Origin of the sequence: Streptococcus rubneri (assembly GCF_004785935.1) — a bacterium.
Classification (GTDB): domain Bacteria; phylum Bacillota; class Bacilli; order Lactobacillales; family Streptococcaceae; genus Streptococcus; species Streptococcus rubneri.
In genome coordinates, this window is the sequence record NZ_SRRP01000001.1 from 1,501,151 (window position 1) to 1,524,121 (window position 22,971).

At 43.8% G+C, this 22,971-nt stretch carries 21 protein-coding genes and 1 other RNA gene; 2 read left to right on the forward strand and 20 right to left on the reverse strand.

Annotated elements, in window-relative coordinates; translation table 11 throughout:
* Nucleotides 1–179: 179 nt before the first annotated feature.
* From E5S68_RS07335 to E5S68_RS07395, 13 genes are all read right to left on the reverse strand, one after another.
* Entirely contained in the window at nucleotides 180–2,123 is a 1,944-nt protein-coding gene (locus E5S68_RS07335; protein WP_135782946.1) for a C69 family dipeptidase, read from the reverse strand.
* A 226-nt stretch (nucleotides 2,124–2,349) separates the two neighbouring features.
* Complete coding sequence (locus tag E5S68_RS07340) at nucleotides 2,350–3,036, reverse strand: rhomboid family intramembrane serine protease (RefSeq protein WP_135782947.1); 687 nt, start codon at nucleotides 3,034–3,036, stop codon at nucleotides 2,350–2,352.
* Nucleotides 3,020–3,559, reverse strand: a complete 540-nt coding sequence (locus E5S68_RS07345) for a 5-formyltetrahydrofolate cyclo-ligase (RefSeq protein ID WP_135782948.1) — start codon at nucleotides 3,557–3,559, stop codon at nucleotides 3,020–3,022. The genes E5S68_RS07340 and E5S68_RS07345 overlap by 17 nt, the downstream gene beginning before the upstream one ends.
* A gap of 12 nt (nucleotides 3,560–3,571) precedes the next feature.
* Nucleotides 3,572–4,705 (reverse strand): N-acetyldiaminopimelate deacetylase, encoded by a 1,134-nt coding sequence (locus tag E5S68_RS07350; protein WP_135782949.1) that lies wholly within the window; start codon nucleotides 4,703–4,705, stop codon nucleotides 3,572–3,574.
* A gap of 63 nt (nucleotides 4,706–4,768) precedes the next feature.
* The gene (dapD, locus tag E5S68_RS07355) at nucleotides 4,769–5,467 is read right to left on the reverse strand and encodes a 2,3,4,5-tetrahydropyridine-2,6-dicarboxylate N-acetyltransferase (RefSeq protein ID WP_135782950.1); all 699 of its coding nucleotides are present in this window, start codon (nucleotides 5,465–5,467) and stop codon (nucleotides 4,769–4,771) included.
* Between the two features lie 209 nt (nucleotides 5,468–5,676).
* Nucleotides 5,677–6,591, reverse strand: a complete 915-nt coding sequence (locus E5S68_RS07360; RefSeq protein WP_135782951.1) for a hypothetical protein — start codon at nucleotides 6,589–6,591, stop codon at nucleotides 5,677–5,679.
* Between the two features lie 70 nt (nucleotides 6,592–6,661).
* Entirely contained in the window at nucleotides 6,662–7,573 is a 912-nt protein-coding gene (locus tag E5S68_RS07365) for a hypothetical protein (protein WP_135782952.1), read from the reverse strand.
* Between the two features lie 18 nt (nucleotides 7,574–7,591).
* Nucleotides 7,592–8,341, reverse strand: a complete 750-nt coding sequence (locus E5S68_RS07370; protein ID WP_234697698.1) for a hypothetical protein — start codon at nucleotides 8,339–8,341, stop codon at nucleotides 7,592–7,594.
* Nucleotides 8,342–8,350: 9 nt separating this feature from the next.
* Complete coding sequence (locus E5S68_RS07375) at nucleotides 8,351–9,088, reverse strand: hypothetical protein (protein ID WP_135782953.1); 738 nt, start codon at nucleotides 9,086–9,088, stop codon at nucleotides 8,351–8,353.
* Nucleotides 9,089–9,246: 158 nt separating this feature from the next.
* Nucleotides 9,247–10,596 (reverse strand): glucose-6-phosphate isomerase, encoded by a 1,350-nt coding sequence (locus E5S68_RS07380; RefSeq protein ID WP_000018241.1) that lies wholly within the window; start codon nucleotides 10,594–10,596, stop codon nucleotides 9,247–9,249.
* A 617-nt stretch (nucleotides 10,597–11,213) separates the two neighbouring features.
* Nucleotides 11,214–11,299, reverse strand: an RNA gene (gene ffs / locus E5S68_RS07385) — signal recognition particle sRNA small type.
* A 41-nt stretch (nucleotides 11,300–11,340) separates the two neighbouring features.
* Nucleotides 11,341–11,853, reverse strand: a complete 513-nt coding sequence (gene tadA, locus E5S68_RS07390) for a tRNA adenosine(34) deaminase TadA (protein ID WP_167470840.1) — start codon at nucleotides 11,851–11,853, stop codon at nucleotides 11,341–11,343.
* A gap of 219 nt (nucleotides 11,854–12,072) precedes the next feature.
* Nucleotides 12,073–13,365: an adenylosuccinate synthase gene (locus E5S68_RS07395; RefSeq protein WP_049506723.1), complete on the reverse strand. Its 1,293-nt coding sequence runs from the start codon at nucleotides 13,363–13,365 to the stop codon at nucleotides 12,073–12,075.
* 375 nt (nucleotides 13,366–13,740) lie between these two features.
* Here E5S68_RS07395 and hslO point away from each other — a divergent pair, with 375 nt between their 5' ends.
* Nucleotides 13,741–14,613, forward strand: coding sequence for an Hsp33 family molecular chaperone HslO (hslO, locus tag E5S68_RS07400; protein WP_135782955.1), 873 nt, complete (start codon nucleotides 13,741–13,743; stop codon nucleotides 14,611–14,613).
* Nucleotides 14,600–15,580 (forward strand): tRNA dihydrouridine synthase DusB, encoded by a 981-nt coding sequence (gene dusB / locus E5S68_RS07405; RefSeq protein ID WP_167470841.1) that lies wholly within the window; start codon nucleotides 14,600–14,602, stop codon nucleotides 15,578–15,580. Before hslO ends, dusB begins: the two co-directional genes overlap by 14 nt.
* A 313-nt stretch (nucleotides 15,581–15,893) precedes the next feature.
* Here dusB and E5S68_RS07410 read toward each other — a convergent pair whose 3' ends face one another.
* The 7 genes from E5S68_RS07410 to E5S68_RS07440 form a co-directional block, all read right to left on the reverse strand.
* Nucleotides 15,894–16,691, reverse strand: coding sequence for an NUDIX domain-containing protein (locus E5S68_RS07410; RefSeq protein ID WP_135782956.1), 798 nt, complete (start codon nucleotides 16,689–16,691; stop codon nucleotides 15,894–15,896).
* Nucleotides 16,692–17,474 carry a nicotinamide riboside transporter PnuC gene (gene pnuC / locus E5S68_RS07415; RefSeq protein ID WP_135782957.1) on the reverse strand — a complete coding sequence of 261 codons (783 nt, stop codon included), beginning with the start codon at nucleotides 17,472–17,474 and terminating at the stop codon, nucleotides 16,692–16,694. It abuts the gene before it with no gap.
* A 12-nt stretch (nucleotides 17,475–17,486) separates the two neighbouring features.
* A complete protein-coding gene (locus E5S68_RS07420; RefSeq protein WP_135782958.1) occupies nucleotides 17,487–18,545 on the reverse strand; it encodes an AAA family ATPase in 1,059 nt (352 codons plus the stop codon).
* Between the two features lie 202 nt (nucleotides 18,546–18,747).
* The gene (locus E5S68_RS07425; RefSeq protein ID WP_135782959.1) at nucleotides 18,748–19,491 is read right to left on the reverse strand and encodes a hypothetical protein; all 744 of its coding nucleotides are present in this window, start codon (nucleotides 19,489–19,491) and stop codon (nucleotides 18,748–18,750) included.
* 162 nt (nucleotides 19,492–19,653) lie between these two features.
* Nucleotides 19,654–20,058, reverse strand: coding sequence for a DUF4430 domain-containing protein (locus E5S68_RS07430; RefSeq protein WP_135782960.1), 405 nt, complete (start codon nucleotides 20,056–20,058; stop codon nucleotides 19,654–19,656).
* Nucleotides 20,039–20,527: an ECF transporter S component gene (locus E5S68_RS07435; RefSeq protein WP_135782961.1), complete on the reverse strand. Its 489-nt coding sequence runs from the start codon at nucleotides 20,525–20,527 to the stop codon at nucleotides 20,039–20,041. The genes E5S68_RS07430 and E5S68_RS07435 overlap by 20 nt, the downstream gene beginning before the upstream one ends.
* An 11-nt stretch (nucleotides 20,528–20,538) precedes the next feature.
* Nucleotides 20,539–22,968, reverse strand: a complete 2,430-nt coding sequence (locus E5S68_RS07440) for an ATP-dependent Clp protease ATP-binding subunit (protein ID WP_135782962.1) — start codon at nucleotides 22,966–22,968, stop codon at nucleotides 20,539–20,541.
* Nucleotides 22,969–22,971: the final 3 nt, after the last annotated feature.

Below are 22,971 nucleotides of genomic sequence, written 5' to 3' on the forward strand. Positions count from 1 at the left end.
TCCAACCAGTTATTCAGCTCTCCTCTATGGATTAACCAGAGAATCCTGTGTCTGGGGATTTTTGAATAACTGTCCTAGTCATAACTAAAAAAGCTTAGAATCTACGTTTTTACGAACGTGATTCTAAGCTTTTCTTTTGCTCAGAAAGATTCTAAGCATTTAAGGAAACTATTCTCTTATTAACGAACAGTAAAAGAATAATTTGTATTTGGGTAAGTTTCAATTTCGCCTGGGTTGAAATTAGATCCGAAGCGATTATTGTTATTGACACTATTTCCTGCTACAGGAGCTTCAGTTGGAGCTTGAACTTTTTCTTCTGGCTTCACAGGAGTTTCTACTTTAGGAGATACAACTGGTTGTTTATCCTTGTTAGCAGCATAGCCAAAGCGATTGTTTGGATTTCCTTCTGCATTAGCAGGAATATCGCGTGTAGAAGGGCTTGCTACATAATTTGGAGCTGGGATGTAAACTTTGTTCGCATCTTCACGGATTTGTGGTTTTTCTGGAACTGTTGGTGTATCTGGCTTTTTAGGTTCTTCAGGATCTTTGTAATTATCTGGTTTAGAAGCACGATATGGATCAGACTTCCGTCCAGCTGCCTCTAATTGTTTCTCCATTAATTTTTCATAATCTTTGAAGTGTTGGAAAAGACGATCAGACAATTCAAGAGCATCTTTAGTTACCTTATCTTCAGCAGCTTTTGCAGCTTCAGGTTGATCTTTCAATGCATAATATTCAATATCTTTCTTCTCTTGATCAGCAATAAATCCTTTTTCAAGAGCTTTCCAGTGTTCTTGGACGGTTTTTCCAAATATATCTTGATTGTTGATTGCCATGTTGTCAATGTGCCAAACAGTCCAATACCAAGAATTTGGATCATAGGTTTCTGTTTGTGGTTTAAAGACTTCATGAGTGTCTTTCACATTTCCATAGAATGGGACATATGGAGTGTTCCGTGATGGCCCCATTCCTAACCAAACTGTACCACCAAATGATTTTGGTAGTTTTGGATTGATTTGATAGACATGGGCATCGATAACGTTTTCATTACCTAGTGCATATTTGTATTGATCCTTGCGAACCGTGTCGTTTGCGCCATTGTCACCTTGTTTTTTCACTCCAATTTGATCGTCCGGTACGAAGCGACCATTTAAGTGTTCAAAGCGATTCCGTTGCATAGCAAAGGCATCTTCTAAAGTAAATTTCTTATTTGGATCAGTTGGAGAACGGAATAGTTCGTATTCATCATCCTCGTAAGTTACTTTAGATTTTGGATCAAGTACTGTAATTCCTGCATAAGTCCGAGAGCGGTCGCCTTCTGCATATTTTTCAGGTCCGTAAGATTTAGCAATATGGAAGTTGCCATCTTTATCAGTCTTGTAACTTCCTGATTCTTTGGCTACTTTTTCAACATCTTTTGAAGCAATAACATTTTCAGAGTCATTCAAATCCACATGACCGAGGTAATAAGTATTGGCAAAGACTGCATATTTATCTTCTGGTACTTTTACAGCCACATACTGGTGACCTGATAGAATTTCCATGTACCAGGTTTCTTTTTGGTCTGCTACTACAACTGTATTTCCTTCAGCTGACCCCTTTTCTTCAATAACCTTACCAAGCAATTCGATGGCTTCACGAGCTGTTTTTGCACGAGGTAAGATCACATCGAGCATAGCAGCTTCTGGGAGACCATCTGCTTTTAGAGGATCTTTTTCCAATACTTTTTTATTTGGGATTGCTGTAACAGTGGCAGTCATTGAAACACCAGCTTCGTTGAAGCCATGTTCCCCGAAAGCACCATTGCTACCATCTCCACGAGCGGAATCATAAGCAGCTGTGTATTTCATTTCGCTGGCAGCATGAGGATAGGTGAAACCATTGGATTCGTCCTGAATTTGGTCCCCTTCCTTATAATTCTTGGCATCAACAACAACATAGTTTTTGTTGTGTTTTCCGCCGTTTGGATAGTAAGGATAATCCTCCGTGCGACCAAACAAGGTCGAGCCATCCTTGGTCAACTGTCTTCCAATAATGAAACCACAGCAAGCCTCAACAGCTTGAATCGGAAGAAGCAAGAGAGCCATCGATACTAACGATAGCTTAACCAACCATTTTTTCATTGCAAATCTCCTTTTATATAATATTTTATCCTTTTTATGAAAGGATAAGAAAGATTTTTACAATTGCTAGTTTACTCCTTTTTTATCGTTTTTGCAAGCGCTTTCTTACGGTATCTTTATACAGCTTTTTAGCAACTTTTTGACTTCCTTTGCATGTTTTTGGAAATATATACAAAAAAACTGAGACTTCACTCAGTTTTCAGAATTATTACATTTTCACTACGTTTTAATAAGTGACTCCAAAAAGAATTGGGGAGGCATATAAGAGACTAGCGAGGAGGACATAGAAGAGAAAAGCAGTCCGTCGCCAATTCTTTTTCACACTGTCGCGCTCCCCATATACTGGAAAGACAAAGGCTAGAATCCCTCCTCCTACCAAACCTCCTAGGTGACCTGCTAGACTAATTCCCGGCATAAAGCTAAAGAGAATATTGATCAGAATCAAGGAAGTATAGCTTTGGCTCAAGTACTGAAGGTAGGGACTCCGAGCGATAAAACGTAAACTGGCAATGGCACCAAAGATACCAAATAAGGCGGTAGAAGCTCCAGCTGCAACAGCAAGAGGTGAAAAAATCATCACAAAGAGATTTCCCATTAACCCAGACAAGAGGTAGAGGGCTAAAAAAGCCTTCGAACCAAATAAATCTTCTGCGATTCTTCCGATAAAATAGAGGGTAACCATGTTTAAAACAAAATGTTGTAATCCGATATGAACAAAGATGGCAGAAAATAAACGCCAACTTTGGCTGGGATTGAATTGGATTTGAGCGCCTAATACTCCTCCAAAATCGTAGACAGTTTGGACCGATTCATAATCAAAGCCACGAACCAGCATCATGGATAGAAAAACGCCGGTTGTTAATAGAAGCAAGCTACTGGTCACTGGGTATTTCTTATCAAATAGTTGATTCATCCACAAGAACCTCCTGTACTGGAATATCATGGGAAGCAGGTGAAAAGTCTACTTCTTGGCAAGCATAGATGGTGCTGACAGTCGCTCCGTCAAAATCTGCCAAATAGCGATCGTAATAGCCTCCTCCATAGCCCAGGCGGTAGCCATCCTTTTGAAAGGCTACTCCAGGAACATGGATCAAATCAATCTCCGACTGATCTATTGCTGGACTCCCCTCCTCTGGTTCCAAGAGGCCAAAGGATGTTTGTTTCAACTTCTGCGGATCATAGGCCACAAATTCCATACGTCCTTTTGGATAGGTTTTCGGAATGACGACCTGCTTGCCATCGGCTTGAGCTGCGTCAATCAGAAAACTCGTATCCACTTCATGCGGGAAGGACAAATAGGTCGCCATAACGCTTGCTTCTTGGTAAGCTGGCAAAGAGCGCAACCGCTGGATTAAGGCTTGATCTGCAACCCGTTTGATTTCCGGCTCCAAGCCTTTCATCTTCTTCAACACACTTTTTCGAATACTTGCTTTCATTTCCATCTTTCTTTATTGGTTGGCTTTCATTTGTAAGAAAGGACTAATGGCTTTGACCCCAAAGTGCAGAGCTTCTTCCTTGGGACTCATCTGAGGATGGTGGAGGGCATAAGGACTGTCCACTCCCAACCAGAACATGACCCCATCCACTTTTGACAAGAGATAACCAAAATCCTCTCCGGTCATCGCGGGCAGGATATCAATCAGAGTCACATCTTCTGCTTGATCAAAGAAGGTCATCAGTTCATCTGCCAAGTCCGGATTGTTTCCCACCGGCAAATAGCCCCCTTGCTTGAGTTCCAAGTCTATATCCATATCAAAAGTCGCTGCAACCCCTCTCGCAATCGTCTCGAGTCGCTTCTGGGTCAAGAGGTTCATTTCCATGGTCAGAGTCCGAATCGTCCCATGCAGAAAGGCCGTCTCCGCAATGACATTATTGGTCGTTCCCGCATGCATGGAACCGAAGGTTACAACCGCTCCCTCGATAGGATCGACATTTCGGCTGACAATGGTTTGAACCTGGGTGACAAAATAGCTGGCAGCGACTAAGGCATCCTTGGCTTCATGGGGAAAAGCGGCGTGTCCACCTTTTCCTTTAAAGGTCAGCTTCACTTCACAGGTCCCTGCAAAGAGCGTCCCACGATTGGTCGCAATCTCACCTACCTTTAGGTCTGGACGGACATGGAGACCGTAGAATTGATCAGGCAACCAATCTCCAAAGGCCCCATCCTCACACATGAGCATGCCTCCAGCTTCATTTTCCTCGGCCGGTTGAAAGAGGAATAAGAGATTGTTCTTCGGTTGTACTTGGACCAGTTGTTCCAACAAGCCCAAGGCCAGCGTCATATGGACATCATGGCCACAGGCATGCATCCGACCTTCGTGGCGGGAGGCAAAGTCAAGACCAGTCTGCTCAACAATGGGCAGTCCATCGATATCCGTCCGCCAGCCAATGGTCTTTTCGGGATTGGATCCCTTCAGAAAAACCAGGATCCCCGTCCGCCAGGTCCGTTGCTCGACGAATTCTTTTCCCTCGGTGATTTCTGCGATGCGCTCCAAGAGATAGGCTTGTGTTTTAAATTCTTCTAGTCCAATTTCTGGGATTTGATGCAGGTCCCGCCGAATTTTTACTAAATCAAGTGTCATATCAGTCTTCCTCTTTTGAGAAGAAGCCGAGGTATCCCCCAGCTTCCTTTTCTTATTCCTCTATTATAGGTTACGCAAGGCATCCTCAAGTGCTGTTTTTTGTTGCGTCTGTTCGTCAATCGTCTTGATCACGCGCGCAGGCACACCTGCTACCACAACATTTTCAGGCACATCCTGCGTTACAATAGCCCCTGCCGCTACGACAGAGCCATTGCCAACTTGAACCCCTTCGATGACGACAGCATTGGCACCCACCAAGACATTATCCCCGATACGAACTGGTTCTGCAGAGGCTGGCTCAATCACACCGGCAAGGACTGCTCCTGCTCCGATATGGCTGTTTTTACCAACCGTTGCACGGCCACCAAGAATAGCTCCCATATCGATCATGGTCCCCGCACCGATTTCAGCCCCGATATTGATGACCGCTCCCATCATAATCACCGCATTGTCTTCAATGGTCACCTGGTCTCGAATGATCGCACCAGGTTCAATCCGGGCATTCAAATAGCGCTTGTCTAGCAAAGGCACTGCCGAATTACGCCCATCTTGCTCTATGATATAATCTTTATTTTCTGTTAAGTTGGCAAGAAGGGGCTCAATCTCTTTCCAGTCTCCAAATAGGATATTGCCTAGTTTTACAACGGATGCTGGAAGATCTCCTGTCAATTCCCCTTCAAAGGTTACTTTTACATTTGTTTTCTTTTCTGCATTGCCGATAAAGGCGATAATCTCTTGTGCAGTCATTTTTTGTGCAGTCATGTCAGTACCTCTTGTTCTATGTAGTCAGTCCTCTAGGAAGATAGGCTCCTTTTAAACTCTTTGATTTTACTATTATAGCATAATTTGTGATATTTCTTTCTCATCCAAAGATTTCATCACAGGGGAGCGTTCTGGACCAATAGAGACAAGCAGAGAGGCTAGATTTTTTTGACAACCTCTAAATAGGTAATCTAAGATGATTTCATTGATTATGATTTATCCTCAACACTCCTTATACTTTTCAAACGAAATTTTCCCTCAGTTTCATCAAAAGACATGAAGACGTTCATCTTATCCGTTGTAGTATAGACGATTGTAATTCGTTTGACTCCCCCAATAGCATAATTATTATGCATAAAGTCAGGAGTTCCTAATTCTTTTACAGCTTCTGTCAACTCTAGACCTTCTTCAGACGAAGCTTGCATGGCCTCATAGTCTTTACTTGTTTTCGTGACTTCTCTCCTATGACTTTTCCTAGTATAATAGGTTACACTACTGAGTTCCATACGATCTTTTTCTTTCTGAAAATTAAGAGACAGGTGACCTGTATCCCCGACGAGATCATATTCTAATCCGATTCTCTGGCTACCGTCGGAGCTAGAGGACAGGTGACCAGAGACCGCTTTTCCAATCTGATCGACAATCTGCTCTGGCGTTACATTAGGTTCATTCGCTTTTCTCACTAAAGAAATGAAATCCTCTATGGACAGTTCGATTCTATGTTCTTTGTCAATATAAGGAGAATCCGCTCCAAAAAATGTAAATTCAGTTTTTACGGATGAATCTGTTGGGACCTTCCCAGTCTTTTTAGTGGTTGAATAGGAATCTCTTTGATGGGAAAGGTATTTTACATAGTGGAGAGCCCCACGAAAAAGACACACAATGACGACAAGACCTATCCCAACCTTCAGAAGACCACTGTGACGAGAAAACCAGGATTCTTTGAACTGGCCTATTTGGGCTGCGTATACTCGATCTGATTTCGAATATTTTTCTTCCTCAAATTGATCTTTGGATTCAAATACCTCTCCTTGTGGTTGACCTTCTGAAAACACCTCCGGTACTTTTTTATTCCCCCCTGGCACTTTTGACCACTCTCGTTGAATTTTTCTACCTTTTCTCATTTCACTCTCTCTTATTCTCGTTTCTCAGGATGTAAAAAAATCTGAGCGAGACTCCTCCTTCTCCCCTTAGTTATTCTTCTTTATCCTCTATTTTCGTCATATTTCCCAAACGGAAAACCTCTCCATCTTGATCAAAATACAAGGTGACTCGCATCTCATCACTTGCTTTATAGGAGATGGCAATTTGAGCCTCCGTCCCAGGTAAAAAACTAGAATAGAGCCAATTTGGTACTCCCAATTCTTTTATAGCTTCCATCAACTCCATCCCCTCTTGTCCTGGCTGAGGAATAAGAGCACTATACTCATCACTGGTTTTTGTAGTTGGTTTTCTCTGACTTTCTAGGGTAAAATACTGAATCGAATGTAGAAGGAGGCGATTCTCCTTTTCACTAAAATTAAAGTCCACTACTGCTCTATTATCGGTAAGGATATACGTCAATATACTTCCTCGACTACCATCAGGGTCTATACTCACATATCCATCTTTTGCTTTTCCTAATTGCTTGACAATATCATCCATAGTAAGGTTAGCATCATTAATTTTTCTAATGTAAGCGACAACCTCCTCTATATCGATATCAATTTTATGATTTCGGTCTTTATAGGGGGAGTTTTCGTTAAAAAGGTTTTTAAACTCCTTATCTGATAAACGAGTCTCTGTTCCCTTGCTTAATTTTACAGAGTGAGAATCATTCATAGGTGATTTTACATATCGAGTAACTAGGTTAAAAAGGAACAAGAGGATGAGACCTCCTATCGCTAGCTTGAATAAAGTAGCAAAACGAGCTAAGTAGGACTTCTTAAGCACACTTTTTTGAAGATTCTCTCCACCATTTCGAGTCCCTGTTCTTGCTTCTTTTACCCTGCTTGGTAGTTCCGTCCTATCACTCTGAAGATCACTTTTTGGAGAGACCTCTGAAGAGCTGTTATTTCCACCTGGGACTTTTGACCATTCTCGTTGAACTTTTCTTCCTTTTCCCATTTCTTCTCCTCCCAAACATTAACCTAAACGGCTAGCTGGTGCCACGCCGACTTGGCCTTTTCTCAACAAAACATACGATCCGTCAACTTTTTCAATTTCTAACACATATTCTTGAGCCTTTTCGTCCCGATAGACTAGGTGGAAACCCGCTTGGTCGGTCTCAACCTGACGCAAGATAAGAGTCTGAAGACCTTTATAGGACTGGAGGAGCTTGGCAAGATCCATCTCTTCTCCTACTTCAATCCCATTAAATACTTTTTCAGAAAAGACCTCTTGCTTCTCCTTTTTGGTTAGGGCTTGGCTGGCATCCACTTCAGAGAGTAGATAGCTACCATCCCTTCCTTTGGTAAACAACAAACGAAGAGCACAAGGAGCACCATCTGTCTCTCGACGATAAAGTAAGGACAGAGTGGTTTTTGGATCAGTATTAGACTGCATCAGGATCTTTTCCTGGGGATGTCCCATCTTCATTAAGATGGTCTCTAAGCAATTTCCGACTTGTTTCACCTTACCATTGCGATCCCGAAGGAGAATTTCTAGGTCAGTTAGCTGATCCAAGGTCCAAGATTTCGTTTTCTTAGTCGATGTTCCTTGTAAGAAACGATCTCCTTGAAACTCTTTTACCTGAAAAGCCGATAAACGATTGATTTCAGCCTGCTCTTTGGGACTCCCCTGATCATGGGTCAGAACCTGGAGGCCCCACCCCATGAAAAGAGATGCGAGCAAGAGAATGACCACTTTTATGTATTTTATGTTCTTATCTATCATCCCTAACCTCTATCCCATTTTACTGAGCTGATACGCCTTGTTTGCTTGTGCCTGTAAGGTAAGAAAGACCATTCCATCTTGGGTCCGATAGGTCAGCGTCAAAAAAGTCTTTCCTTCCTTTCTATTGAGGCCTAGTGATTGTGGCAATCCGACTTGCTTCAAAATTTCTTCTAGTCCGGTTCCAGTTTTTTGATTCTCTTTCCCAACTGTAAAACTACCAAAAGCCGTTTTTTTCAGTGGATGCATCTGTGAATAATTCGTCGATACTGGTTGATAAGCCTGTAAGGCTGTGAGGAGATAAGTTCCATTAATGGAGGTAAATTCAAATTGGTATTGGTCGCGCCCATCCACTGTCGTCCCATAAGTCAAACGAAGGATTTGAGAAATAGGTGTTGTTTCAAGACGTGCTTGCTTAGCCCAGCCTAGCATCTTAACCAGTTCATTCGGTGTCATCCCCTTCTCTGCTTTTTCAAGGGGCATCTCCACAAGCTTCAGAAATAAAATTTCTTCTAATTGGACCTCCATTTCTGGAGTAGCATCCGTAGCGACTAGGTCTCTCAGCTGTTTTTCTTCACTGGCAAAGCTAACTTGTTGGTCTGCTTTCAAGCAGTTCTCTTTCCTTCCCAGACCAGCCAGGACATATCCCAAAATAACAAACCCAAGAAGGAGGATATAAAACCCCCGCTTCCCTGTAAGAGCCCCTACTTTTTCCCAAGCAACTCTTAGTTTTTCGATTGTTTTATCCATTCCTCTTACCTAGAGACTGTACTCCCTCTTCTTACCTCTCTATTCATAGTAGATCTCTCCTTACTATACCATAAATCATTAAGGGTCGCCACCTCCTCCTCTTTTAAGATCTTGGTAAACAAAAAAACGACCTCTTGTGAGATCGTTTTTTCTATTGATTAAAGGCGAGCGTTGAGTTCTTTGCTCAATTCTTCAAATCCTGGTTTACCAAGGAGGGCGAACATGTTACGTTTGTATGCTTCAACACCTGGTTGGTCAAATGGGTTGATGGCATTCAAGTAACCTGAAAGGGCGATGGCCAATTCGAAGAAGTAGATGGTGTAACCAAGAGTGAAGGCATCTTGCTCAGGAAGAGTCACGTACATGTTTGGCACGTCACCGTCTGTGTGGGCAAGAAGAACACCGTCAGTCGCTTTTTTATTAACGAAGTCAACGTCTTTTCCTTGAAGATATCCAAGTCCGTCAAGGTCCTCTTCCAAAGTAGGGATGATCACATTCTTACGTGGTTTGTCAACACGTACAACTGTTTCAAACATGATACGAGTTCCTTCTTGGATAAATTGACCCAATGAATGCAAGTCTGTTGAGAAGTTAGCTGAAGTTGGGTAGATCCCTTTTTGGTCTTTCCCTTCTGACTCACCAGCCAATTGTTTCCACCATTCTGAGAAGTATTGAAGGGATGGCTCGTAGTTTACCAAGATTTCAGTTGCATACCCTTTACGGTAAAGAATGTTACGAACTGCTGCATATTGGTAAGCTTCATTTTCAGCAATCTTATCTGAAGTGTAGTCTTTGCGAGCTGCATTAGCACCTTCCATAAGGGCTTTGATGTCTGCACCTGATGCAGCGATTGGAAGCAATCCAACTGCGGTCAACACTGAGAAACGTCCACCAATGTCATCTGGAACCACAAATGTTTCCCAACCGTTAGCATCTGCTTCAACCTTAACAGCACCTTTTTGGCGGTCAGTAGTTGCGTAGATCCGTTTGTTAGCTTCTTCTTGTCCGTATTTCTTCACCAAAAGTTCTTTGAAGACACGGAAAGCGATAGCTGGTTCAGTTGTTGTACCTGATTTAGAAATCACGTTTACTGAGAAGTCTTTATCTGCAACGTACTCTACCAAGTCAGCAAGGTAAGTAGATGAGATGGAGTTCCCAGCGTAAAGGATTTGTGGTGCTTTGCGTTCTTCTTTTGTTTGCAAGTTTGCAAAGTGGTGGTTCAAGAAGTCAATGGCAGCTTTCGCTCCAAGGTATGATCCACCGATACCGATCACGACCAAAACATCGCTGTCTGCTTTGATTTGTTCAGCAGCTTTCAAGATGCGGTCAAATTCTTCGCGGTCGTAGTTTTCAGGAAGGTCCAACCAACCCAAGAAGTCGCTACCAGCACCAGTTCCTTTACGGATCAATTCATCTGCTGCTGTTACTTGTGCTTGCATGTATTCCACTTCATGCGGGGCAACAAATTTGTCTAATACTTTTGAATAATCAAATTTAATATGTGACATAGTATTCCTCCAATATTTCTTCTCCTCTATGATATCGCTTTACAGGGATTTAATCAAGGGAAACCGTCTTGTAAAACGTTTTCATTTGCTAATTTTTTTATTTTCATAAATCAAGCAACGACGCAATAGCAATCGTTTGCATATACAGATTTATTTTAAGCGGAACAGACAAAAAAAGAAGCTTCTTCCGAAGCTCCATTTTCACGCTATTATTCTTTGAAACCGCTAATGAATTTCAGTTAAGCAGTTTAAAACAGTAGCTGTTTGCTCAAAGCATTTCTTTGAGGTAGCGGATAAGACTTGCAGGCTTGTTTCGTTAAGGTACTTTATCGGCGACTAATCGTTCATCCCCAAATAAATTTTAGTTAAGCAATTTAACGCAGTAGCTGATTTGTTTCTTCTTTCGCTTTTTAAGCTCAGAAGAAAACATAATCAGCTTTGCGGGGATGGAACTACGAACAAACGTTCTGTTTCACTCCCATCCATTGCTCTAGGATTCGTCTACATCCCTTGAACTTGACTCTATAGATATTTCGGAACGTAGTTCTCGCTTTGCTCGAACTGCGTCAATGTACCTAAGTTCATCCGCGTCCGTTGGACTTGATTCACTAAGGTACATAGAAAAAGAGCACACAGTTCACTTCGCTTAGGGCTGCTGGATTCCTCCCCTGACCCGCTTCACGCAGAACTGTTGCTCCGATAGGTATTATATCATAATTTAGTCGATTTGCAAAGGACTGGTTTTTATTCTTGTGTTTCAGTCTTGGCTGCGAGCTTAGCTTGTTTTTTTCGTTCCCGCCCTTGGCGGAAAAAGGTCTGCATAATGGCTGCACATTCTGTTTCCAAGATTCCTGTTTCTACTTCGACTCGGTGATTGAGACGTTCATCTGTCAAAATGTCGTAGAGACTCCCTGCTCCACCGAACTTCTGATTGGTCGCACCATAAATCACCTGGGGAATTCGAGCCAGTCCAATGGCGCCACTGCACATGACACAGGGTTCAATGGTCACAAAAAGAGTCGTATCCAGCAATCTCCAACTCTCTTCCTGCTGATTAGCTTCTTCGATCGCCATCACCTCTGCATGCATGATGGCCCGCTGCAATTCTTCTCGCGCGTTGTGGCCACGTCCAATGATCTCGCCGTCTTTGACAATGACACAGCCAATAGGAATTTCCTCATGGGCCAAGGCGATTTCTGCCTCTTTCAGTGCCTCCCGCATAAAGGATTCTTTCTCCTCAATCGTGTAGTCTCTCACCCTGTCTCCTCTCAATCTCCTCATTTCTAGTTCTATTATATGATGAAGACACAAAAAAAGCCACCTATGGGTGACTTCTTATAGGGAGGTATTATGAAAAAAAGTTTGGATTCTAAACAAAGTTAGGAGGTATTTGTTTATGATCCTAGTATAAACCACAGGACTTAAAGTAATCTTAAGAAGAAAAAAGTTGAGAGAGAACTCCCAACTTTTATTTGATTATTTACTTGACCAGACACTTTCCAAAATATTGGTTTGGTCACGATCTGGTCCGACTGAGAAGGTCGAAATGCGCACACCAACCAATTCACCGATCCGGCGGACATAGTTGCGGGCATTTTCTGGAAGCTCATCCAAGTGGCGGACACCAGTGATGTCTTCTGACCAACCTGGCAATTCTTCATAGATTGGTTTGCAACGTTTGAGTTGCTCCAAGCTTGCTGGGTAGTGGTCGATGCGTTCTCCATCCAAGTCGTAGGCCACACAGATCTTCACCGTATCCAAGCCTGACAAAACGTCGATGGAGTTCAAGCTAAGGTTGGTAATTCCTGATACACGACGGCTATGGCGCATGACAACAGAGTCAAACCAACCAACACGACGAGGACGACCTGTTGTTGTCCCATACTCATGGCCGACTTCACGGATCCGATCACCCACTTCATCGAAGAGCTCCGTAGGGAATGGGCCATCACCGACACGGCTGGTATAGGCTTTACATACACCGACAACCTTATCGATCTTACTTGGGCCGACACCTGATCCGATAGTCACCCCACCTGCGACTGGGTTTGAAGAGGTTACAAATGGATAGGTTCCTTGGTCGATATCCAACATAACCCCTTGGGCTCCTTCAAAGAGCACGCGCTTGCCGTTATCCAAAGCATCGTTCAAGATGACAGAAGTATCGGTTACATATTGCTTGATTTGTTGACCATATTCATAGTATTCTTCGAAGATATCGTCAAAGGAAAGAGCCTCTGCATCATAGAGTTTAGTAAATTGACGATTCTTTTCTTCCAAGTTGATGCGAAGGCGTTCCGCAAAAACATCGCGATCTAAAAGATCCGCGATCCGGATTCCCACACGTGCAGCCTTATCCATATAGGCTGGTCCAATCCCTTTGATGGTCGTTCCAATCTTGTTGTCGCCTTTAGACTCTTCTTGGAGACGGTCCAATTCGATGTGGTAAGGAAGGATGACATGGGCACGGTCAGAGATTCGAAGGTTATCTGTTGTTACCCCTTCTTCATGAAGATAAGCCAACTCTTTGACCAATGATTTCGGATTGACTACTACCCCATTTCCAATCACAGAGATCTTTTCAGGGAAGAAGATACCAGAAGGAATCAAGTGCAACTTGAACTTTTTGCCATCGATCACGATGGTGTGGCCGGCATTGTCCCCACCTTGGTAGCGAGCAATGACTTCTGCATTGGCTGATAGGAAGTCTGTAATCTTCCCTTTTCCTTCATCACCCCATTGGGTTCCTACTACAACAACTGATGTCATAATTCTTTTTCATATACCATAGATAGTTGCCTATCTATGCCTTTCTTCAAACTAAGGGCAGGAGTCTCACCTGCAAGTTTGTCTTACACTCTATTATAAGAAATTTCCTCGTTTTTTTCAAGGTTGGCTATTTCTTTGCTTGGTTTTTTACCCTTAAAATCCGCTTCTCATTTTCCGAACATCCATCTTTTGATCGTCATTTTTAACGTTAAAGAATGATTGTTCGTCTTTTGCCTTCTTTACTTCCTAAAACAGATCCTATTCTATTCAGTTTCTAAGCGAAGCTCTCCCCTGAAAGATTTTATCCCTTCACCGTCTAAATAAATCAAGTTACTCCCTTCACCTCTTTTCCTTTTTTATGCTAAAATAGAAGCTATGGACAAAATTATTAAAACTATCTCAGAAAGTGGCTCCTTCCGTGCCTTTGTACTAGACAGTACTGAGACCGTGCGAGCAGCCCAAGAATACCATCAAACACAAGCAAGCTCAACAGTGGCCCTCGGTCGAACCCTCATCGCTAGTCAAATTCTGGCAGCCAACGAAAAGGGAAACACCAAGATGACGGTGAAAATCCTCGGTACTAGCTCACTGGGTGCTATTATCACTGTGGCAGATACACAAGGAAACGTCAAAGGCTACGTGCAAAATCCTGGTGTGGATATCAAGAAAACAGCGACCGGTGAAGTTGTGGTCGGACCATTTGTCGGAAATGGGGAATTCTTAGTGATTACCGACTATGGCACAGGCAATCCTTACCACTCCATGACGCCCCTGGTCACTGGAGAAATCGGTGAAGACCTGGCTTATTACTTGACTGAAAGCCAACAAACCCCATCTGCAGTTGGACTCAATGTCCTACTTGATGAAGAAGACAAGGTCAAGGTTGCGGGTGGTTTCTTGGTCCAGGTCTTGCCAAATGCCAAGGAAGAAGAAATTGTCCGCTTCGAAAAACGGATCCAAGAAATGCCAGCCATTTCTACTCTTTTAGCCTCTGACGACCATATTGAATCCCTTCTTGCTGCCATCTATGGCGAAGAGCCATACAAACGTCTCTCTGAAGATGAACTTCGTTTCCAATGCGACTGTAGCAAGGAACGCTTCATGGATGCCCTGGCTAGCTTACCAGTCAAAGACCTTCAAGAAATGAAGGACGAAGACCATGGCGCTGAAATTACTTGCCAATTCTGTCAGACAACGTACCACTTTGATGAAAACGACTTGGAGGAACTCATTCGTGACAAATCTTAATACACCTTTTATGATTGGGAACGTCGAGATCCCAAACCGGACGGTCCTAGCACCTATGGCCGGAGTGACCAACTCAGCTTTCCGGACGATTGCGAAAGAACTCGGAGCAGGGCTTGTGGTCATGGAAATGGTCTCTGACAAAGGGATCCAATACAACAACGAAAAGACCCTGCATATGCTCCATATCGATGAGGGAGAAAATCCTGTATCGATCCAGCTCTTTGGTAGCGATGAAGATAGCTTAGCACGCGCGGCAGAATTCATCCAAGAAAACACCAAGACCGATATCGTGGATATCAACATGGGCTGCCCAGTCAATAAAATCGTGAAAAATGAAGCGGGTGCTATGTGGCTCAAAGACCCAGACAAGATCTACTCCATTATCAATAAGGTTCAGTCTGTCCTTGATATCCCCCTCACTGTTAAAATGCGGACAGGTTGGTCAGACCCTTCTCTAGCAGTTGAGAATGCCCTCGCAGCTGAAGCCGCAGGTGTCTCTGCCCTTGCCATGCATGGACGGACTCGGGAACAAATGTATACGGGGCATGCGGATCTTGAGACCCTTCACAAGGTTGCGCAAGCTCTGACCAAGATTCCATTTATTGCAAACGGAGACATCCGTACGGTTCAAGAAGCGAAACAACGCATCGAAGAAGTCGGTGCCGACGCGGTCATGATTGGCCGTGCCGCTATGGGCAATCCTTACCTCTTCAATCAAATCAATCATTACTTTGAAACAGGAGAGATCCTGCCTGATTTAACCTTCGAAGACAAGATGAAGATTGCTTATGAGCATCTGAAACGCTTGATTGATCTCAAGGGCGAGCACATTGCCGTCCGCGAATTCCGTGGACTGGCCCCTCACTACCTCCGTGGAACATCTGGCGCTGCCAAACTACGCGGAGCCATTTCGCAAGCAAATAGCCTAGCTGAAATTGAAGAACTCTTACAAATTGAAAAATCTTAATGACAAAAACAGCATCGACATTGATGCTGTTTAAAATATATACAACTTATTTTTAACATAAACTAGCTAGCTGGTTTTTCAAAAAACTGACTTAAATTTTTTGAGTCAGTTAAGTAAATCTAAAACTTTCCGCTGTGAGAAAAGTGCCTGAAACAATTGTGTTTCAGGCACTCGGAATTATTGAGACCTTAGGCTCAATGATTAGTCATGGAACTTTGAAGAAGTTCGCTGACGTCCGTTCTCACTTAAGGAAAGTTTTTAGAAGAACTTAACTCCATCTGACAGCATCAACTTTGATGCTGTTTTTTGTCTATTATTCTTCCTCTTGAGCTTCGCTTTCTTTCCAGCGATAGGTCTTGCGTGGTTTTTTCTTAGGCACCCGCTTGACTCCTACCTCTTCAACATAGGAACCGTAGGTCACAAGGAAATTATTGGTCAAAATTTCTTTATCTGGATGGATCAGATTCACCAACTCGGTTGCTTCGTATACGGTGAAAGGCTCTTCTAGGAGATGGAGGAATGTTGGATTCCAGGCCAAGCGCCCTTGGATCCGCTTGATGGATTCTTGGACAATCTCATAGTGGTCAAAGGCAAAATCTTCAGCCGTCAAGACACGTCCGTCTAGGGAACATTCCCCATGTTTGAAGTCCACATCGAGAAAGAGAACTTCTTTGGCATCATCTCCAGCTCGGACCATATCTACTGCTACAGCTGGCAAATAAACCAAGTGAGCAATGGTAATGACCCAACCCCGAGGGTCCCGACCAGGAGTAGAGACTGTCATTAGTTGCTCTACCTTTTGAGGGGTCAATTCTAGTCCAACTTCTTCCTGGACTTCACGGATACAAGCCTGGATAGCATCTTCATGCTTTTGCAAGAATCCTCCAACCAAGGCCACCCGATGCTGACAAGGATGCGTTTTCCGACGAATCACTAAGAGTTTTAGGCGCCCCTCCACAAAGCAGTAGGCCACCATATCTGCTGTCACACTTGGATTTTCATAGGTAGGTTGATCCTGCTCCTTGTACCAGCGGAGAAATTCTTCCTCGCTGACGATCGTTTCGTAGTATTCCTTTTCGTTCATTCCTTCCGGAATGCTTGTTGCTATCATTTAAGCAACCTCCTTTTTCACAGCTTTGCTCCATTGGTACCAACCAACCAAACTATTAAGAGTATAGACCCAATACATTCCCTGAATATGGATGCTTTCTCCCCACCAGAGGTAGATACTGAAGAGGTTGGTCGCAATCCAGAAAATCCACTGTTCGCGATAGAGACCGGTCATGAGAAGTTGGCCGACTCCATTGGTCGCATCTGTCACACTATCCCGGAAAGGTCGGGCGCTGTGGATGCTTTTATAGGCATAGCCCATCCCGATCCAAATGAGAGCGGTTAGGACCAGATACTTGATCCATTCCATTAAGGTTAATTTCTTGGCCTCAAAGTGAGATTCTTCTGCATCCCCCTGATCATTGATCCGATTCGACAACCAGACATAGAGACCAATTGGTTGCATCACGAAGAAGTACAGAGTCGTCAGAACTTCTCCATAGAAGTTTTTGTTCAAGGCTAGGACGAGGTAAATTGCTGAGTTTACTGCTCCAAAGAGATAGTTACTAGCCCGACCTTCTGCTACTAGTATAACACAAACGATTCCTGTCCAGGAGGCAAAGAGCCCTAACCAATCGTGACTTGCTTCCTGATTGGTAAACTCTAGGACAAAGGGCACGCTAGATAAAGCAAGCAAATAGAGCCATTGTGTCAAAGTGCGACCAGCGAATAGGTCTTTCCAAAGGAGTTTCATAATCCCTACGAAGCCAAGTTTGCCAGCTTCTCGATGAACATTTTTTAAATGCTCCCCAAATGTTTGAATTTTTTCTTGTAGTCGTTTCATGCTGCTTCTCCTTTAATCAGCTTGATAAATCGTATCGATGACACGCTTCGCTTCTTCGTAATTCCCCAAGTAGTCTTGCCCGAGATAAGCTGTTGGAATATCTGAGAGGTATTGGTGGCGGAGCTGATCCAGGTGATTTGAAAAACTGTTACGAATTTCGTCATCTGCCATGGTCATATCACGGAAGCCATCATTGACATAGGATCCAATCGGTTGAACAAATAAGATCAAGTCCCATTTTTCCTTAGCTAAGATACTGACAAATAGATTGTCAAAGGTATCCGTCATACTGGTCTCTGGGCCTTCTACCTCCATATAGTAGTCGTAATAGCCCTTCGTTACCAGAGAGTTGGTATCCGCAATGACCAGGCCTCGATTGGCACTACTATCAATCAATTTAGAGGTTTGATCGTATTGCCCCAACAAGAGGTAATAATAATCTTTGGGTGTCAGTTCATCATCCCTCACATTATTTTTAATCTGGTACTCACGAGCATATTCTAAGCTCACTGGTGCATCATAGAAGCGGGCCAAATCTTTTGCCAAGGTCGTTTTCCCATTGCTAGCACTCCCCATGATGAGGACTTTCTTCGTGAACTGACGGCGGAAGGGTTGGGCAATGTATTTCCAATACTTGCTCGGGTTCTCTCTGATGAGGGTCCCTGAAATGCCAAACTGACGTTCTTGTAGGTGAGCTTGAAATCCTCTGGCTTCAAGCTCCTCTTGATACGTTTTTTCTCCAACAAAGAAGATGAGTTCTTCTCTGGCTTCATTATATTGGATTGTTTCAAGAGCTGTCTTTAACCAAGGTTCCCATCCCAAGGGATAGCGAGGAAGTTCTGTCTCATCGAGTTTATAAATCTGAGTGAGTTCATCATTTGAAAAACCTTCTCGAATATAGCGAAAACGTTTTTGCAAAGGAAGGCCAACTTCTTCTCCTCGGTCACCTTTGTAACCAGAGACAATCACACAAACGCGGTCACATTGGCGTTTTGCCCGTTGAATTAAATCAATATGCCCTTGATGAAGGGGGGCAAACGTTCCAAATACCACTGCCACTCTTTCTTTCATCTAACTGGCTCCTTTATCATAATGTCAAAACATGTTTTACTTATGATTTTATTATAAACTATAATTTCAATCTGTCAATACCTTTTTATAAAAAAATATAATTTTATAAAACAAAAATTAAAAAGATTCAACTCTGTATGTTATTATACAGAATTGAATCTCTGATTTCAATCATTTTTTTAATTTTCTCAGTGACGAGCTATTATTCCCGAAGCAAGGCATGCACATGGCCATTTTCTGTCACTTGAACACTTGCCAGTTGTCCATCTTGACCAACGACTATATCCAAGCTAGCTGCAGATCCATCTTGGGCGGAAATCAAGCCAGCATGATAATGACCTTGATCCAAGTTGTATTCATAGCTTCCAATCGTATAGCCCACTGCATCGCCACCTGGAGTTTGTATGGTCACTTGGCCTCCTTGCCCGATCGTTACACCTGTATCGCGACCGTCGGTCCAACTACCTATTGCTCCAGAATAATCCCCTGAGGCATAAGTTAATACACCTTTATAGCGTGGGTTCTCTGTCTTAGAGGCTTGCTCTTTTGCAGTCGTGCGACCTTCCTCCAAGCTAGGTAGTTTTGGTTTTTCAGGTGCTGGGGTCACTGCTGGATGTGTTTCTTTGGAAGGAGTTGGGGCCAGGCCTTGACTGACTTCTGGAACTCTTGGTGTCACCGGAGTTGACGGAGTCTCTTGGCTCGCTTGTGTTTCACTCGAAGCGATGGCAGGAGTTTTTGCCACTTCTGCGCTTTGTTGGCTTTGTGTGGTTTTGCCTGTAGCCTTTTTCTCTTCTTTTTTACTCGTAGAGCTTTGTTTCACTTGCTCAATTTTACTAGTTGAAGATGGACTGGTTTCCTTTTTCTTTTCTGATCCACAGGCGCTTAATAAAAGAGCAGCGGTTAAAGCAAGGGTTGATAGACTAAAGAGGATTCCTTTCGTTTTCATGATCACACCTCGTGTTTGTAATATTTGTTACATTTTGTAATATAATTGTAACAATAATCTATGAGTAAGTCAAGTGAATTTTCTATCCATCTCCCAAAATAGAAACTAGTTTCAAAAAAAGAGTGAACTCCTGGAGAGTCCTCCAATCATTCACTCTTTTTCTTATTGATAGACTTCTTGATAAAATTCGATGGTATCTCCATCTTGGACAGTCGTTTCTGCTGCCCCTTTTGGTGCCATCTCTCCATTGATCTTGTACATCCAATAGAGCCCCTTGCTTTCATCCTGGGCTACGCCATCGATCGAGGTGATGAGTCCACTCTTCTCCTCAATTTTGTAGTTAGCTTTCAGGACTTCCATCAGGTTAGATTTTTCTGCAACCTTTAAGGTCTTGCTTTGAGCTTCTTGACCTTCAGGGGCGATACTGACCGTAATGGTAATTTGTTTTTCTTTAGCTACTTGTGAGCTAGAAGCTGAGTTTTCCGTGGTCGATGGTGTGCTTTGTCCGCAACTGACCAATACAAGAGCCGTTAGGACAGCAAACAAGCTATAAAGTGTTTTTTTCATGATACAATCTCCTAAATACTACATAAAGTAGAGGGTAAAAACAGGCGGTGGAAAAGGCATGGGCCAGGTTAAAGCTAAAGCCATTCACCAGGGCATAGGTCCACCAGGGCATATGATAGAGGACAGCATAAAGACTGTCAATCACTATCCCGTAAAGAAAGGATAAAATGCCGACCACTAGAGTCTGGACTTGCAAAGACAAGTGGCGGTAAAGTCCCCGCCAAAGAGTCAAGAGGAGGCTAAAGGCCAGTATCTGAGCGAGCACCACTGGGCTCATCCCCAAGAGAAAAGCCGAGGTAAACATGGTGACCGCCATCGCCAAACAGGCAAATTGCCAGTCTTCAAATAGCACCAGTAAAAAGAAAATGGCACTAATGGGTTGGACATTGGGCAAGAAGGCAAAGGCTTGTCTCAGCACCACACAGAGGGCTGCTAAGAGGGTGATTCGGGTCAAGCGTTTGAGAGGCACTGCATATCCTCCTAGTCAATCGTGAAGTTAAGCTGACCAGACTTGACACCTACCTTGAGGGTTTGCCCTTCAGCCACTTCTCCTCTCAAGAGGATCTCTGCCAAATGGTCTTCCACTTGGGTCTGGATGATCCGGCGCAAAGGACGTGCTCCCATCTCTGGATCATATCCGTGAGTTGCCAACCATTTAAGGGCAGACGCTTGAAATTTCAGAGCAATGCCCTTCTCTGCTAGAGATTGAACCAGCGGTTTCACCATAATCTTGACAATCTCATGCATTTGGTCACTGGTCAAGCTATGGAAGACAACCTTCTCATCAATCCGGTTGATAAACTCTGGGCGATAGGTCTTCTTCAATTCTTCGAAGATGCGTTTTTCCATATTGGCTTGGTCAAAGCGAATATCCTTGGCTCCAAAACCAACTGTCTTATCATCTCGTAAAGCGGTAGCTCCCAAGTTTGAGGTCATGATAATAATCGTATTGGAGAAATCTACCTTGCGTCCCTTGCTATCAGTTAAGACCCCATCATCCAGAACTTGCAAGAGAACGTTAAAGATATCCGGATGGGCTTTTTCCACCTCATCAAACAAGAGGACTGAGTAAGGTTTGTTGCGGACTTTTTCCGTCAACTCGCCCCCTTCTTCATAACCGACATAGCCTGGAGGAGCTCCGTTGAGACGACTGGCCGCAAATTTCTCCATGTATTCACTCATATCAAAGCGGATCAAAGCAGACTCATCATCAAAGAGGACCTCTGCAAGGGCCTTGGCTAGCTCGGTTTTCCCGACCCCAGTCGGACCGAGAAAGAGGAAGGAACCAATTGGCCGTTTGTGAGACCGGATTCCCGACTGATTGCGGCGAATCGCTCGGCTGATACTTGAGACAGCCTGATCCTGACCAATCACGCGCTTATGAAGTTCTGCTTCCAATTCAAGGTATTTCTTAGCCGCTGTTTGGGTTAGTTTCTCCACAGGAATGCCTGACAATTGACTGAGCGTCTTCAGGATATCCTCTTCCTTGACTTCTAGCTGGTAGCCTTTCGGACTAGCGTCTTCTTTTAGCAACTGAGCAACTTTTTTCCACTGCCCCTTGAGCAAGGCTTGATCAGCAGCTGTCAAATCGGACTGAAGCCCCGCTTGAGGCCCCTTGTTTTGCACGGTTGCTGCCGCCTCATCCAAGAGGTCAATGGCCGAATCAGGCAAGAGGCGACTGGTCAAATAACGATTGGCAAAGACAACAGCTGTCTCAATAGCTGCATCCGTAATATGGACGCGGTGGTGACGCTCATAGGTCTTCTTGAGCCCTTGCAAAATCGCGATGCTATCTGTAACAGAGGGTTGCTCAATCAAGACCTTAGCAAAGCGGCGTGAAAGAGCAGCGTCTTTTTCAATGTGTTTTTGGTATTCTTCTTGCGTAGTGGCTCCTACGGTCCGTAGAGTTCCGCGAGCTAAGGCCGGCTTCAAGATATTGGCCGCATCCAAGGTAGAGTCAATCCCAGAGCCAGACCCCATAATGGTATGGAGCTCATCAATAAAGAGAATGACATGACCATCTTCTTCGATATCATTGATGATGTTGTTCATCCGCTCTTCAAAATCTCCACGGAACCGCGTCCCTGCGACAACATTCATCAAGTCCAATTCTAGGACCCGCATTTTAGCTAGTTCCGTTGGAACATCGCCGCTGGCAATCCGTTGGGCCAAGCCCAAGGCTAGAGCGGTCTTTCCGACACCGGCATCACCGACAAGGACTGGGTTGTTTTTCGTTTTGCGGCTCAAAATCTGAATCATCCGCGAGATTTCTTGACCCCGGCCAATCACCGGTTCCAAACTGCCATTGCGAGCCATTTCTGTCAGATCTCGGGTGTAGTCTTCCAAACCACCGCTGGTAGAGGCTGGCATGCCCATCATATTTCCCATGGTTTGACGATTTGGTTGCTGGGCACGATAGAGCGAACGGATAGCTTTCACAGCTTCCTTGTCCCAACCTGCTCGTTGTTCCAAGCTCTTACGAAGCTCGACGATTTTAATGCCCTCTTCCTGATCATCATAGCGGAAGCCAACATACTCCAATACTTGAGAAGCCAAGGTTCCCCGCTCTAGTAAGAGCGCCAAGAGGACATGCTCCGTTCCAAGACTTTTGGCATGGACTGCTTGAGCAATCTCTTGCGCACGATTCATGATTTCTTCGACACGGAAAGAAAAAGGGAAGACATCATAGCGCCCCTCTTCTTGATACAGTTGCCCTGTAATATGTTCCGCTGCATCTTGAAACTCATCAATTTGTAGTGGATAGTCGCTTAAGACGGAACCAGCTACACTGTATGGATTATTGCCCAAAGCGACTAAGATATGCCAAGTATCGAGTGTCTGGCCTGTAAAATGGCCTGCTAAGACTTGTGCAGCTTCAATACTTTCTAATAGGGCTTTTGAATAGTTCATCAG